This is a genomic window from Streptomyces rishiriensis (assembly GCF_003112535.1).
Classification (GTDB): domain Bacteria; phylum Actinomycetota; class Actinomycetes; order Streptomycetales; family Streptomycetaceae; genus Streptomyces; species Streptomyces rishiriensis.
Genome location: NZ_BEWA01000003.1, coordinates 423,067 through 436,349 on the forward strand (window position 1 = coordinate 423,067; position 13,283 = coordinate 436,349).

Genomic DNA, 13,283 nt, shown 5'->3' on the forward strand with positions numbered 1-13,283 from the left:
CGACCGCCGCAGATGCCGTCCCGGCCGCCCCGGGTGCCGTGCCGAGGCCCCGGGGGCCGTGTCGTCGTCTCCGGCGTGCGTCAGAAGCCGTGTCGCATACCGCCGTCGACGGGCAGCATGATGCCCGTCAGATAGGAGGCCGCCGGCGACAGCAGGAACGCCGCCGCCCTGCCGAACTCCTCCGGGGCGCCGTACCTGCGCAGCGGGATGCGGGACTCGTTCGCCGTCCTGGTCGCCTCGGGATCCGCCGACAGCGCGTCCAGCTCACGCACCCGGTCGGTGTCGATCCGCGCGGGCAGCAGCCCCACGACCCGGATCCCGCGGGGCCCCAGCTCGTCGGCGAGCGACTTGGCGAACCCGGCGAGCCCCGGCCGCAGGCCGTTGGAGATCGTCAGCCCCGGGATCGGCTCGTGCACCGATCCCGACAGCACGAACCCGATGACCGAGCCCGCCTCCAACTCGGCCGCCGCGGCCCGCGCCAGCCGGACCGCGCCGAGGAAGACCGACTCGAACGCGGCCTGCCACTGCTCGTCCGTGTTGTCCGCGACGAACCCGGGCGGCGGGCCGCCCACGCTCACCAGCACCCCGTCGAACCCGCCGAAGGCGTCCCGCGCCGCCGCGATCAGCTGGGCCGGCGCGTCGGGGTCGGCGTTGTCCACGGCGACGCCGACGGCGTTCGGCCCCAGCTCGGCCGCCGCCTCGGCGACGCGCTTGTCGTCCCGCCCGGTCAGGACGACCTTCGCGCCGTCCGCGACGAGCTCGCGCGCGGCGGCGTTGCCGAGGCCCCGCGTGGCCCCGGTCACGACGTACACCCGGTCCTTCAGTCCAAGATCCATGGCCCCTATCCTGCCTCCTCGCCGCCGAACAGTGCGAGGGCGGTGTTCACCAGGCCGATGTGGCTGAACGCCTGCGGGAAGTTGCCCAGATGCCGGCCGGCCACCGGGTCGTACTCCTCCGCCAGCAGCCCCACGTCGTTGGCCAGCCCCACCAGCCGCTCGAACAGCTCGCGCGCCTCTTCCCTGCGGCCGGTCATGTGCAGCGCGTCCGCCAGCCAGAACGAGCAGGCCAGGAACGCGCCCTCGTCGCCCGGGAGCCCGTCGACGGGCGCGCCGTCCGTGCTGTAGCGGCGCACCAGACCGCTGTGCCCGAGTTCGTCGCGGACCGCGTCGACGGTCCCCACGATCCGCGGGTCGTCCGGCGGCAGGAAGCCCACGCGCGGGATGAGCAGCAGCGCGGAGTCCAGATCGGCCGATCCGTAGTACTGGGTGAACGTGTTGCGCCGCGGGTCGTAGCCCTTCTCGCACACCTCGCGGTGGACGTCGTCGCGCAGCGCCCGCCAGCCCTCCAGGTCGCCTTTGAGCTTCGGATACTCCTCCAGCGCGCGCACGGCCCGGTCGGCGGCCACCCACACCATCACCTTGGAGTGCACGAACTGGCGCCGGCCGCCGCGCACCTCCCACAGGCCCTCGTCCGGCTGCCGCCAGTTCTCGCTCAGCCAGTTCATCAGCGCGCACTGCAACGACCACATGTGCGGTTTGGGCGACATCCCCGCGGTCCGGGCCAGCGACAGGGAGTCCATGACCTCGCCGTAGACGTCCAGCTGCAGCTGGTCCACGGCGCCGTTGCCGATCCGCACGGGCGTGGAGCCGCCGTAGCCCGACAGCCACGGCAGATCGCTCTCGGGCAGCCGGCGCTCGCCCGCCAGGCCGTACATGATCTGCAGGTCGGCCGGATCGCCCGCGACGGCGCGCAGCAGCCAGTTGCGCCACGCCTCGGCCTCGTCCTCGTAGCCCGCCGCCAGGAGCGCGCCCAGGGTGAGGGTGGAGTCGCGCAGCCAGCAGTAGCGGTAGTCCCAGTTGCGGACCCCGCCCAGCTCCTCGGGCAGGGAGGTGGTCAGCGCGGCGGCGATGCCGCCGGTGGGCGCGTAGGTGAGGGCCTTGAGGGTGATCAGGGAGCGCACCACGGCGTCCCGGTGGGGTCCGCCGTAGCGGCAGCGAGCGGCCCAGTCCCGCCAGTCGTCGACGCTGACGCGCAGCGCCTCGAACGGGTCGACGAGCGGTGGGCGGGACTCGTGCGAGGGGTGCCAGGTCAGCACGAAGGCGACGGATTCGCCCTCGGCGACGGTGAACTCGGAGTACGTGGTGAAGTCCTCGCCCCAGGTGGGCACCTCCGGCTCGCTGCGGAACCAGACCGAGTCGGGTCCCGCGATCGCCACACGGTGGCCGTCGACCCGGCGCATCCAGGGGATGACCCAGCCGTAGTCGAACCGCAGCCGCAGGACGCTGCGGACGGTCACCCGGCCGCGCAGCCCCTCGACGATGCGCACCACGTCCGGAGCCCGGTCGCGCTGGGGCATCAGGTCGGTGACCCGGATCGCGCCTCCGGCGGTCTCCCACTCGGTGTCCAGGACGAGCGTGTCCGGCCGGTACGCGCGCCGGGTGCATGCGCCCTCCTCGCCCTGCGGGGCGATGCGCCAGTGGCCGTTGTCCTCGTCGCCGAGGAGCCGGGCGAAGCAGGCCCCGGAGTCGAAGCGGGGCAGGCAGAGCCAGTCGACCGAACCGTCCGTGCCGACCAGGGCCGCGGTCTGCTCGTCGCCGATCAGGGCGTAGTCCTCGATGCGGGGGTGCACGGGGTCCGGGTTCCCGGCGGACCCGGACGGCAATCAGGGGTGCGGCCGGCCGGGTGACGGGCCGCCCGCACCGACGGCGGGCCCGTGGTCGACGCGAGTGCGCCCGCGCGGGCCCGCGCTACACCGGGGCGGGCTCGTTCCGCTCCGCGGTCTGCGCGGCGGCCGCGGCACGGTCGCGGGCCTCGCGCCGGGCCAGGGTCAGCCAGCCGAAGGGGACGCCCGCGGAGAACAGCCACCACTGGATGGCGTACGCGAAGTTCAGGGCCGCGTCCTCGCTGCCGGGCGGGCCGAGCAGCTCCGGGGTGTCGCCCTTGGGCTCGGGCGCCGTCTGCACGATGTAGCCGCCGAGCACCCGGGCGCCCAGGCGGCGCGCCTCCTGCTCGCTGTTGATCAGCATGACCTGCCGGTCCGGCAGGCCCTTGAGGTCCTTGATGCCGCTGGCCGCGGTGGTCTCGTCGGGCATCAGCCGTCCGGTGACGGTGATCCGGCCGTGGGGCGGCGCCGGGATCAGGGGGAAGTCGCTCTGGCTGGCGCCGTTCGCGGGGATCCAGCCCCGGTTGACCAGCAGCACCTTGCCGTCCGTCAGCACGAAGGGGGTCAGGACGTGGAAGCCGACCGTCTCGTCGGCGTTGACCCGGCGCCTGACGACGACCTCGTGCCCGGTGTCGAAGGCTCCGGTGGCGGTCACGCTCCGGTACCGCTCGGTGCGGGTGACGTCGTGTCCCGGGGTGGTCAGGGTCTCCACGGGCACCGCGTCGGCGCCCAACGCGTCGGAGACCAGCTGGTTGCGCGCGGTGCGCTCGTCGTAGCGATGCATCTGCCAGAAGCCCAGCCTGATCATCGTGGGGATGAGGAGGAGGGAGACCAGCGTGAGGATCACCCACTGCCGGGACAACAGGAAGCGGTACACCCCACGACCGTACAACTCGGTCGTGGGGTGTACTCGGCCGGGTGCCGTATGCAACCCCTCGGGGAGGCGTCGCGGACGGGTTCCGGAGCAGCTCACACCTTGTCGACGATGCCCACCCTGCCCTCCGCGCGGGCGCAGTGCCCGCCGCAGTACCAGTGCCCCTCCACCTCGACGCCCTGGCCGATGATCTGGACCCGGCAGTGCTCGCAGATGGGGGCCATGCGGTGGATCGCACAGGAGAAGCAGTCGAAGACATGGATCGCGCCCTGCGCGTGCACCTCGAAGGTCATTCCGTAGTCATTGCCGCAAACTTCGCATCTCGCCATGCGCCACAGGGTGAGCCGTCGGCCGCGCGCGGGCGAGCGGGCGACGGGCGAGTCGCGTGGCAATCACCCGTACGCACGGTCACCCGTCGGCGGGCTCCACGTCCCGCAGGAGCTGACCGAAGGCGGCCTCGTCGACGACCGGCGTCCCGAACTGCCGCGCCTTCACCACCTTCGACGTGCCCGAGTCGGGGTCGTTGGTGACCAGCAGGCTGGTCAGCCGGGACAGACTCGTCGCCACGTGCAGCCCGGCCTCGGCGGCGCGGTCCTCCAGCAGCTCGCGCTCGACCGACGTGTCTCCCGAGAAGGCGACCCGCATGCCTTGCTTGAGCCTCTTGCCGTCCTCGTACCGCCCCGGGTTGGGATGCGGGCAAGCGGGCCTCTTGCGCGACGGCCGCCAAGTGCCGGGACGGTACGCGCCGTAGCCGCCGAAGCCGCCGCCCGGACCGCTCGCCTGCTGGCCGATCCTGGGCGTGGGCCGGTCGGTCCACTCCGTCAGCGGCCGGCACTCGAGCAGCGGCAGGCGGACGCCGCCCGCCGCCGCGGCCCGCAGGCTCGGCCGGAACGCCTCCGCGAGCACGCGCGCGTCGTCCAGCGCGTGGTGCGCCCGCTGCTGTACGACCCCGAAATGGGCCGCCAGCGACTCCAGCTTGTGGTTGGGCAGCGGCAGGCCCAGTTCCTTGGACAGCGCGATCGTGCACAGCCGCTGTCGCACCGGCGCCTCGCGCTGTGCGCGTGCGTACTCCCGCGCGATCATCTGCCAGTCGAAGACCGCGTTGTGCGCGACGAGCACCCGCCCGTCGAGCCGCGCGGCGAACTCCTCGGCCACGTCCTGGAAGAGGGGCGCGCCGTCGAGCACGTCGCTCGTCAGACCGTGTATCCACACCGGGCCCGGGTCGCGCTCCGGGTTGACCAGCGTGTACCAGTGGTCCTCGACCTCGCCGCGCGCGTCCAGCCGGTAGACGGCGGCGGAGATGATCCGGTCGTCCCGGGCCAGGCCGGTGGTCTCCACGTCAACGACCGCGTACCCCTGGGGGTACGCGGTCGGCCACTCCGTGGGGGACGACGCTGTCGTCGTGTGGTCTTCGAGCATGGTCACTGAGGATACGGGCCCCCACTGACAGCTCGCCGCACCTGCCCCGGGGAGAGGGCGGGACAAGCCGTCCGGGGCGTACGGCAGTTCGTGTCACGCACACGCGCGTGTGTCCGGCCCCCGGCTGAAGGAACCTCAACTGCCATGCGTGGAGTGCCGGTTCGGGTGTCCGCGCACAGGACTCTCCTGAACTTCGCGGGCTTATGGGTTCTTTCAGTACTCTTGGGCAGTCTTCATGCTTCTTCGCGGCTTTTAGGAGGCCTTCATGACTTTCTCGTGTGGATTGGTAGTGCTTGCCGTATTTGCTCTCGCGGGTGAGCGGGTGAGCGGGTGAGCGGGTGAGCGGGTGAGGGGGTGGGGGTGGGGGTGGCGTCGGTGCGGGGTCCGCGCTCCCCGGGGTGTCATCCTCCGTCCTGTGACGGAACCAACCCATGCCGAGGCCCACGAGGGCTCGCTCGGCTCCCGGCTGAACTGGCTGCGCGCCGCCGTGCTCGGCGCCAACGACGGCATCGTCTCCACCGCGGGCCTCGTCGTCGGCGTGGCCGGCGCCACGGAGAGCCGTTCGGCGCTGCTGACGGCCGGCCTCGCCGGTCTGCTCGCCGGGTCGATGTCCATGGCGGCGGGCGAGTACGTCTCCGTGTCGACGCAGCGGGACTCCGAACAGGCCGCCCTCGCGCTGGAACGCCGTGAGCTGCGCGAGCAGCCGGAGGCCGAACTGGACGAGCTGACCGAGCTGCTGCGGGAGCGGGGCCTGTCCAGTGAGGTGGCCAGGGAGGCCGCCGAGCAGCTGACGGAACGGGACGCGCTGAAGGCCCACGCGCGGGTCGAGCTCGGCATCGACCCGGACGACCTCACCAACCCCTGGCACGCGGCCTGGGCGAGCTTCCTCGCCTTCACCGTCGGCGCCCTGCTGCCGCTCCTCGCCATCGTGCTCCCGCCGGTCGACTGGCGGCTCCCGGTCACGGTCGCGTCGGTCCTGGTCGCGCTGGCCGGCACCGGCTGGAGCAGTGCCCGGCTGGGCTCGGCCGCGGCGGGCCGGGCGGTGCTGCGCAACATGGGCGGCGGGGCGCTGGCCATGGGGGTCACGTACGCGGTCGGAGCGCTGCTGGGGGCGGCCGGGGTGTGAAGGAGGCGTGAAGTGCTCGCCCCTCGCCCGGGCGGATTGGCGAGGATCACCAACAAGCAAGCGCATACCCCCGGTAATACTTGTCGGTAACAACGTCTAGCCGCAGGCCACCGGCGGTTCTACGTTGCCCACATGCCGAATTTGCCCGATGTCGTGCTGTGGTCGATACCCGCCTTCGTGCTGCTCACCGTGGTCGAGGTGATCAGCTTCCGGCTGCATCCCGCCGACGAGGGCGCCGCGGCCGGATACGAGACGAAGGACGCCGTGACGAGCGTCGGCATGGGGCTCGGGAGCCTCGTCTTCGACCTCGTCTGGAAGATCCCGATCGTCGCGATCTACACGGCGGTCTACGAGCTCACACCGCTGCGCGTGCCCGTCCTGTGGTGGACGCTCCCGCTGATGCTGCTGGCGCAGGACTTCTTCTACTACTGGTCCCACCGCGGCCACCACGTGATCCGCGTCCTGTGGGCCTGTCACGTCGTCCACCACTCCAGTGAGAAGTTCAACCTCACCACCGCCCTGCGTCAGCCCTGGACCTCGCTGACCGTCTGGCCGTTCTACGTCCCGCTCGTCGCCGCGGGCGTCCACCCGGCCGCGCTCGCGTTCTGCTCCTCGGCCAACCTCGTCTACCAGTTCTGGATCCACACCGAGCGGATCGACCGGATGCCGCGGTGGTTCGAGTTCGTGTTCAACACGCCCTCCCACCACCGTGTCCACCACGCCTCCCAGGGCGGCTACCTGGACCGCAACTTCGGCGGCATCCTCATCGTCTGGGACCGGCTCTTCGGCTCGTTCGTCCCGGAGGTCGACCGGCCCGTCTACGGGTTGACGAAGAACATCAACACGTTCAACCCGATCAAGGTGGCCACTCATGAATACGTCGCGATCGTCAAGGACGTGAGGGCGGCGTCCAGTTGGCGTGAGCGGGCGGGGCGCGTCTTCGGCGGCCCGGGGTGGCAGCCCGCGTCCTCCGCTCCCGCCCCCGGCGCCCCCGCGGCCCCCGTCGAGGAAACCACGGCCGCGTGACCCGCTCCCGCGCCCTGCTCGCCCTGTGCGCGCTCGCCACCGCCGTCGACCTGCTCAGTCTCGCGACCGGCTTCGGCCCCGGACACACCCTCGCCAAGCCGCTGCTCATGCCCCTGCTCGCCGCCTGGGCCGCCCTGTGCGGGGCGCCCGGGCTCCTTCTGGCGGCTCTCGCATGCGGCTGGGGCGGCGACCTCCTGCTGCTGTCCGACGCCGACCCCGCCTTCCTCGGCGGCATGGCGTCCTTCGCCGTCGGACACGTCTGCTACCTGATGCTGTTCGCCCGCGTCGGCCGTCCCCACACGCGGGCCGCGGTGCTCGCCCCCTGCTACGCCGTCGTCCTGATCGCCACCGTCGTCCTGCTGTGGCCCGGTCTTCCCCAGGAGCTGCGGCCGCCCGTGGCCCTCTACAGCGCCCTGCTCGCGGCCATGGCCTGCGCCGCCGCCGTCAGGCTCGGTCCGGTCGGCGGCGCCGGCGGCCTGCTGTTCCTGCTCTCCGACACCCTCATCGCCACCGGCGTGGCCGGCTGGCCGCAGCCCCCGCGCCCCGACCTGTGGATCATGCTCACGTACCTCGCGGCGCAGTTCCTGCTGGTCCGCGGCGTCCTCGACGTCCTCGGCGGGCGGCAGGACCCGGCGGCGGCGTACGGTGAAGTGCGCTCGACCACCCCCTGAGCGCCCTCACGACACCGCACGAGAAGGATCCTCGACATGCGCGCCACCACCATCCACGCCCCCTTCGACATGCGGGTGGAGGACGTACCCGAGCCCGTGGTGCAGCTGCCCACCGACGCGGTGGTCCGGGTGCTGCGCGCCTGCATCTGCGGCAGCGACCTGTGGGCGTACCGCGGCGAGGCGTCCCGGCAGCCGGGCCAGCGCATCGGGCACGAGTTCCTCGGCGTGGTGGAGGAGACCGGCTCCGACGTGACGACGCTGCGGCGCGGCGACCTCGTGGTCGCGCCCTTCATGTGGTCCGACGGCGTCTGCGACTACTGCCGGGAAGGTCTGACGACGTCCTGCGAGCACGGCGGCTTCTGGGGCTCCGTCGGGTACGACGGCGGTCAGGGCGAGGCCGTGCGCGTGCCGTTCGCCGACGGCACCCTCGTCGGACTGCCCAAGGACGCGGCCTCCGACGACCGTCTGCTGGCCGCCCTGCTCACCCTTTCCGACGTGCTGGGCACCGGCCACCACGCGGCCCTCGGCGCCGGCGCCCGGCCCGGCGCCACCGTCGCCGTCGTCGGGGACGGCGCGGTCGGCCTGTGCGCGGTCCTGGCCGCCAAGCGGCTCGGCGCCGAGCGGATCATCGCGCTGGGCCGCCACCGAGCGCGCACCGACATCGCGCGCCGCTTCGGCGCCACCGACGTCGTCGCCGAGCGCGGGGACGCGGCGGTCGAGGCCGTCCGCGAACTCACCCGCGGCCAGGGCGCGCACGCGGTCGTCGAGGCGGTCGGCACCGAGCAGTCCATGCGGACGGCGCTCGAGGTCGCCCGGGACGGCGGCGCCGTCGGCTTCGTCGGTGTCCCGCACGGCAGCGGCACCGGCCTCGACCTGAGTGTCATGTTCGACCGCAACATCGCGCTGCGCGGCGGCGTCGCCCCGGTCCGCGCCTACATCCCCGAACTGCTGCCCGACGTCCTGAGCGGCGCCATCGACCCGTCGCCCGTCTTCGACCTGACGGTCGGCATCGAGGGCGTCCCGGACGGCTACAAGGCCATGGACGAGCGCACCGCCCTCAAGGTCATGGTGACCAACTGACGGGCGCTCCGACGGCGCTCAACAGTTGATCCCGCGCTGCTGCCCGTCAACCCTTGACGGGCAGCGGCACGGCTGTCAGCAGCCCCGAGACCGCGACCGCCGCGCCCAGCGCGACGACCTCCACGCGCGCGGGGGAGCAGGCGGCCAGCGGGTCGGGGGACCGGCGCAGCCGCGTGCGCGCCCACAGGGCGAGCAGGGCGACCGCGCCGACCACGAGCACCTTGGCGAGCAGCACGCGCCCGTACGCCGTCGTGGTCAAGAGGTCGAACAGCGGACCCGAGGGCATCCGACGCAGCGAGCTGAGCAGTCCGGTCGCGGTGACGGCGGCGAAGAGCACGGCCGCCACGCGCGCGTACAGGCCGAGCAGCGCGCCGCCCGCCGCGGCCCCGTCCCACCGGCGCAGTGTGCGCAGCACGGTCAGCAGACCGCCCGCCCACAGCGCCGAGCACGTCAGATGCACGACGGTCAGAGCGGATCCGAGCAGGGGAGCGGGCTCGGTCGGCGGGTGGGCGCGCAGCGCCTCCGCAAGGACGACCGCTGCCAGCGGCCACGCCTGACGGTTCGGCCGGTGGGAGAGTGCACAGAGCCCGGCCACCGCGAACGCGATCGCCTCCACCAGCGCGAGCACGCCGGTCCGCGAGCCATGGCCGTGCGGCGCCAGCTCCCCGGCGGCCGCCGCGGCCGCGAACCCCACGACCGCCGCGTACGGCGCCCAGCCGCAGGGCCGGGCGGGCGGGGCCTTGGGCACTCGTCGGGCGAGGCCGGTCACGAACAGCTCGCCCGCCTGCACGCTCAGGGCCGCGAACAGGGCCGCCCGCAGCAGTGCGACCGCACCGGAGTCCGACGCCGTGCTCTGCCCCGTGCCGTGGGCGGCGACCGGCGGCCCGAGCAGCGGGACCAGTGCCCCGAGCCCGACCAGGGCGAGCAGGGCCACCGCCCGGCCGAAGCCGGTTCGGGGCGCGGAGTCGGTCGCTGCGGTCGGTCGTATGAGGGCCATGCCAGGATCTTCACCATGCGCCACAAAACGGGGCAAGTTGGATGCGGGTGGGCCTGCGGCGGGCTGTCCGGCCGCGTCCGGCCGCGGACACGCTCCGAGCCGGCGCGCCCGGATCCGCTCAGAGCCAGCGCGCCGGATCCGCTCCCCAAGGTCCCGGCGGCCGCGCCCAGTCGTGCGGCCCGCCGTCGAACGACACCGGCGGCAGGGCGTACCGCAGCCGCCCGATCGGGCCCTCGGCCTCCCCGAGCCGGGACTCCGGGCCGGCCCGGTCGGCCCCGCCCTGCTCGCCGTGTCCCTCTCCGCTCTCCGCGCCCCGTCCCCGGGCCCCCTCGGCGGCCGTCTCCTCCTTGGGCGTCCCTTTGCCCTCGTCTTCGCCCATCCGGGCGCCCTCGGTCAGCCAGGCCGCCGTCCGGGCCAGCGCCAGCCGGACGAACCGGCTGCCGCCCTCGTGCGACTGCTCGGTCAGCGCGCGAAGGACGGCGGCGGCCAGCAGATAGCCGGTCCCGTGGTCGAGGGCCTGCGCCGGCAGTGCGCCGGGCCGCTCGGCGGAGCCCTCCGTCGCGGCGATGCCGGTGGCGACCTGCACCAGGCTGTCGAATCCGCGGCGCGCGCTCCACGGCCCGTACGCGCCCCATGCCGAGACCTGCGCCACCACCAGCCCGGGCCGGCGCTCCGCCAGCGCCTCGGGGGAGAGCCCGAACCGGTCCAGAGCGCCCGGCCGGTAGCCGGTGACGACCACGTCCGCCGACCCGAGCAACTCCTCGAAGGCGCGCCGGTCGGCCGTCAGGTCCAGCAGCGTCGAACGCTTGCCGAAACCCGTGTCCGCGTGCTGGTCGACGAGCTCGGGCAGGCCGGGGGCGTCGACGCGCAGGACGTCCGCGCCCAGCAGGGCGAGGGTGCGGGTGGCGACCGGTCCGGCGAGGACCCGGGTCAGGTCCAGCACGCGCAGGCCCGCCGCGGGCAGCAGGGGAGTCCCGTCGAGCGGCGTGAAGGTACGCGTGTGTGCCGCGTCGAGCCGGCCGCGCTCGACCAGGGGGCGGGCGGCGATCGCGGCGGCCTGGGCGTGCGCCGCCCACTCCCCGGGCGTGCGCAGGGCGACCGCCAGGCCGCCGGCCGCGTACACCGTGTCCTCCACGTCCAGTGCGGCGCGCTCGGCGAGCGTCCTGTCCACGGCGGCCGGACCGGCGTCCGCGGGCAGCCCCAGCGCGTGCAGCAACCGCTCACGGTGGTGCGGGTAGTTGGCGTGGGTCCGCACCCAGCCGTCGGCCGTCCGCCAGAACCGCGAGAGCGGGGCGAAGAGGACGGGCGCCCGTCCGTCGATCAGCAGCCGCCGCTCGCTGACGAACGCGGTGGCCACGGCGTCGTCGTCCACCCGCACCGCGGGCGTCCGGCCGTGAGAGGCCCGTCGCGCCGCCAGCTCGGCGCCGGCCAGCGCGCACGCCCCGACACAGGCCCGTGCCAGGTCCCGCACGGGAAGCCGCGCGGGCAGGGCGTCCTCACGGACGACGGTCGACACGCGGGCCAGGAGGGCGGGATCGCCGCCGAGTGCCGACCAAGCCACCTTGATGTCAGTCATGACTCAATGATGCAGTATTGATTCAATCAATATATGTGCCGTGGGCGGACACCGCGCAAGGATGCCGCCGCACGCGCGAAGGGCCGGGCGGAAGTCCGCCCGGCCCTCGAAACGCCCGTCCTTCGCCCGATCCGGGCCGCTACTTCACGGCGCGCAGCGCGTTCACGACGCCGAAGCCGAAGAAACCGTTGAGGCGCTTGCCGCCCACGCACGTGGCGTCCACGACGCCGTTGCCGTCACCGTCGTACGGCTCGGTCGGGCAGCTCGTCGCGTCGGCCTGCAGCTTGAGCAGCGCCTGCAGCTGCGCCGGGCTCGCGTGCGGGTGCGTCGACTTCAGCAGCGCGGCCACGCCGGCCACGTGCGGGGACGCCATCGAGGTGCCCTGCAGGAATCCGTAAGCGTTGTTCGGCAGCGTCGACAGGATGCGGCCGTTGGCCGACGGCGTGTCCGGGATCTGGAACTTGTCGCCGCCCGGCGCCGCGACGTCGACGACGCCCAGGCCGTAGCTGGAGTAGTACGACTTCGTGCCCTTGACGCCCGTCGCGCTCACCGTGACGACGCCCGGCAGCTGGGTCGGGACGTCGAAGCACTCGTGCGGGTCGACCGTACGCGTCACCGGCGTGGAGTCGTCGGGGCTGGACGCGTCCTGGAGCGCGTCGGAGTCGAGGTCGTGATTGGAGTTGCCCGCGGAGGCCACATTGAGCGTGCCCTTCCTCTGGGCGTACAGCTGGGCCCTGTTGACCGCGTCCACGATGGCCCGCTGGTCGGGGTCGTCCATGCAGTTGTACAGCCACGGGTCCACGTAGTAGCTGTTGTTCGTGACCTCGACGCCGTGGTCGGCGGCGAACACGAACGCGCAGACCACGTTCTCCGGGTAGAAGAGGCCGTCCTTGGGGTCGCTCACCTTGATGGCGGCGACCTTGACGCCGGGCGCGACGCCCGACACGCCGATGCCGTTGCGGGCCGCGGCGATCTCACCCGCCACATGGGTCCCGTGGTAGTCCTCGGCCGGGTTGTACGGGCGCCATGCGCCGGGGGTGGTGTCCGCGACGCCGCCGACGCAGTTCGCCGACTGGGACGCCGAGAAGTTCGGCGCGAGGTCCGGGTGGGTGTCGTCGACGCCGGTGTCGATGACGGCGACCGTCACCTTCTTGCTGCCGGGGTTGATCGTGGCGGCCTTGTCGGCGCCGATCGCCCGCAGGTCCCACTGGTCGGCCTCGAGCGGCTCGCTCTGGCCCGCCGCGTCGGACGCCTTCTCGATCTTCGCGGCCTCCGCCTTGGAGAGGACCTGGGCCGCCCCCTCGTCGGTGGTCCCGGCGGCGCTCAGCGGCGCCGTCCGGGTCGCGCCGGCCGACTGCACGCCGCGCGCCGCGCGTATCTTGGCGCCGAAGCCGGGGTTCGCCGAATGGACGACGAGCACGCCGATCTTGTCGTAGGCCGCGACGACGGTGCCGCCGGCCTCCGCGATCGCCTTCTTCACCTTCCGGATCGTGCCGTGGTCGGCCTTCGTGTTGACGACGTACGCCAGGGTTCCGGCGTCGTCGGCCGCCTGGATGGCGGACGCCGTGACGGGGGTCGCGGAGGCCGCCGTCGGCAGGAAGCCGAGGGAGGCGGTCAGCGACAGTACGACGGGCACCGCGAGAGCGAGGCGGCGTCTGGAAGGCAGATGAGCCATGGGGTCTCCACATCATCCGGAAACGGGACCTGGCCCAGACGCAGGTGGCTGTCTGGGCAGGTACATGACGGGTGGTGCTGGCCCGAAGCTATCTCCCTGACTCACCGGCCAGCAATGACTTCCCGACGCCGATTTTGCCGACCCATGACCCTGCATGGCCCGCGCTCGTTGGTCATG

12 protein-coding genes are annotated in these 13,283 nt (G+C 73.2%); 4 read left to right on the forward strand and 8 right to left on the reverse strand.

The window, feature by feature from the left end; genetic code table 11:
- Positions 1-80: 80 nt before the first annotated feature.
- The 5 genes from Sri02f_RS06740 to Sri02f_RS06760 all read right to left on the reverse strand — a co-directional run bounded on the left by Sri02f_RS06740 (position 81) and on the right by Sri02f_RS06760 (position 4,955).
- The gene (locus tag Sri02f_RS06740; protein WP_109000143.1) at positions 81-836 is read right to left on the reverse strand and encodes an SDR family oxidoreductase; all 756 of its coding nucleotides are present in this window, start codon (positions 834-836) and stop codon (positions 81-83) included.
- A gap of 5 nt (positions 837-841) precedes the next feature.
- Positions 842-2,629, reverse strand: coding sequence for a glycoside hydrolase family 15 protein (locus Sri02f_RS06745; protein ID WP_109000144.1), 1,788 nt, complete (start codon positions 2,627-2,629; stop codon positions 842-844).
- A 118-nt stretch (positions 2,630-2,747) separates the two neighbouring features.
- Positions 2,748-3,539 carry an SURF1 family cytochrome oxidase biogenesis protein gene (locus Sri02f_RS06750; protein WP_109000145.1) on the reverse strand — a complete coding sequence of 264 codons (792 nt, stop codon included), beginning with the start codon at positions 3,537-3,539 and terminating at the stop codon, positions 2,748-2,750.
- 92 nt (positions 3,540-3,631) lie between these two features.
- Complete coding sequence (locus tag Sri02f_RS06755; RefSeq protein ID WP_079142445.1) at positions 3,632-3,865, reverse strand: metallothionein; 234 nt, start codon at positions 3,863-3,865, stop codon at positions 3,632-3,634.
- 79 nt (positions 3,866-3,944) lie between these two features.
- A complete protein-coding gene (locus Sri02f_RS06760) occupies positions 3,945-4,955 on the reverse strand; it encodes a DEDDh family exonuclease (protein WP_109000219.1) in 1,011 nt (336 codons plus the stop codon).
- A gap of 415 nt (positions 4,956-5,370) precedes the next feature.
- On the opposite strand from Sri02f_RS06760, the gene Sri02f_RS06765 reads away from it, so the two are divergent.
- The 4 genes from Sri02f_RS06765 to Sri02f_RS06780 all read left to right on the forward strand — a co-directional run bounded on the left by Sri02f_RS06765 (position 5,371) and on the right by Sri02f_RS06780 (position 8,858).
- The gene (locus tag Sri02f_RS06765; protein ID WP_109000146.1) at positions 5,371-6,081 is read left to right on the forward strand and encodes a VIT1/CCC1 transporter family protein; all 711 of its coding nucleotides are present in this window, start codon (positions 5,371-5,373) and stop codon (positions 6,079-6,081) included.
- Positions 6,082-6,213: 132 nt separating this feature from the next.
- Positions 6,214-7,107: a sterol desaturase family protein gene (locus Sri02f_RS06770; protein WP_109000147.1), complete on the forward strand. Its 894-nt coding sequence runs from the start codon at positions 6,214-6,216 to the stop codon at positions 7,105-7,107.
- The gene (locus Sri02f_RS06775) at positions 7,104-7,778 is read left to right on the forward strand and encodes a lysoplasmalogenase (protein ID WP_109000148.1); all 675 of its coding nucleotides are present in this window, start codon (positions 7,104-7,106) and stop codon (positions 7,776-7,778) included. The genes Sri02f_RS06770 and Sri02f_RS06775 overlap by 4 nt, the downstream gene beginning before the upstream one ends.
- A 36-nt stretch (positions 7,779-7,814) precedes the next feature.
- Positions 7,815-8,858 carry a zinc-dependent alcohol dehydrogenase family protein gene (locus Sri02f_RS06780; RefSeq protein ID WP_109000149.1) on the forward strand — a complete coding sequence of 348 codons (1,044 nt, stop codon included), beginning with the start codon at positions 7,815-7,817 and terminating at the stop codon, positions 8,856-8,858.
- 46 nt (positions 8,859-8,904) lie between these two features.
- On the opposite strand, the gene Sri02f_RS06785 is transcribed toward Sri02f_RS06780, so the two are convergent.
- The 3 genes from Sri02f_RS06785 to Sri02f_RS06795 all read right to left on the reverse strand — a co-directional run bounded on the left by Sri02f_RS06785 (position 8,905) and on the right by Sri02f_RS06795 (position 13,106).
- Entirely contained in the window at positions 8,905-9,855 is a 951-nt protein-coding gene (locus Sri02f_RS06785) for a CopD family protein (RefSeq protein WP_109000150.1), read from the reverse strand.
- Between the two features lie 118 nt (positions 9,856-9,973).
- Positions 9,974-11,431: a CoA transferase gene (locus Sri02f_RS06790; RefSeq protein ID WP_109000151.1), complete on the reverse strand. Its 1,458-nt coding sequence runs from the start codon at positions 11,429-11,431 to the stop codon at positions 9,974-9,976.
- A 139-nt stretch (positions 11,432-11,570) separates the two neighbouring features.
- Positions 11,571-13,106 carry a S8 family serine peptidase gene (locus Sri02f_RS06795; protein ID WP_109000152.1) on the reverse strand — a complete coding sequence of 512 codons (1,536 nt, stop codon included), beginning with the start codon at positions 13,104-13,106 and terminating at the stop codon, positions 11,571-11,573.
- Between the last annotated feature and the right edge of the window lie 177 nt (positions 13,107-13,283).

Coding starts and splice junctions, on each gene's coding strand:
- Sri02f_RS06740 (WP_109000143.1), bottom strand. CDS start 836: ATGGATCTTGGACTGAAGGACCGGGTGTACGTCGTGACCGGGGCCACG.
- Sri02f_RS06755 (WP_079142445.1), bottom strand. CDS start 3,865: ATGGCGAGATGCGAAGTTTGCGGCAATGACTACGGAATGACCTTCGAG.
- Sri02f_RS06760 (WP_109000219.1), bottom strand. CDS start 4,955: ATGCTCGAAGACCACACGACGACAGCGTCGTCCCCCACGGAGTGGCCG.
- Sri02f_RS06770 (WP_109000147.1), top strand. CDS start 6,214: ATGCCGAATTTGCCCGATGTCGTGCTGTGGTCGATACCCGCCTTCGTG.
- Sri02f_RS06780 (WP_109000149.1), top strand. CDS start 7,815: ATGCGCGCCACCACCATCCACGCCCCCTTCGACATGCGGGTGGAGGAC.
- Sri02f_RS06785 (WP_109000150.1), bottom strand. CDS start 9,855: ATGGCCCTCATACGACCGACCGCAGCGACCGACTCCGCGCCCCGAACC.
- Sri02f_RS06790 (WP_109000151.1), bottom strand. CDS start 11,431: ATGACTGACATCAAGGTGGCTTGGTCGGCACTCGGCGGCGATCCCGCC.
- Sri02f_RS06795 (WP_109000152.1), bottom strand. CDS start 13,106: ATGGCTCATCTGCCTTCCAGACGCCGCCTCGCTCTCGCGGTGCCCGTC.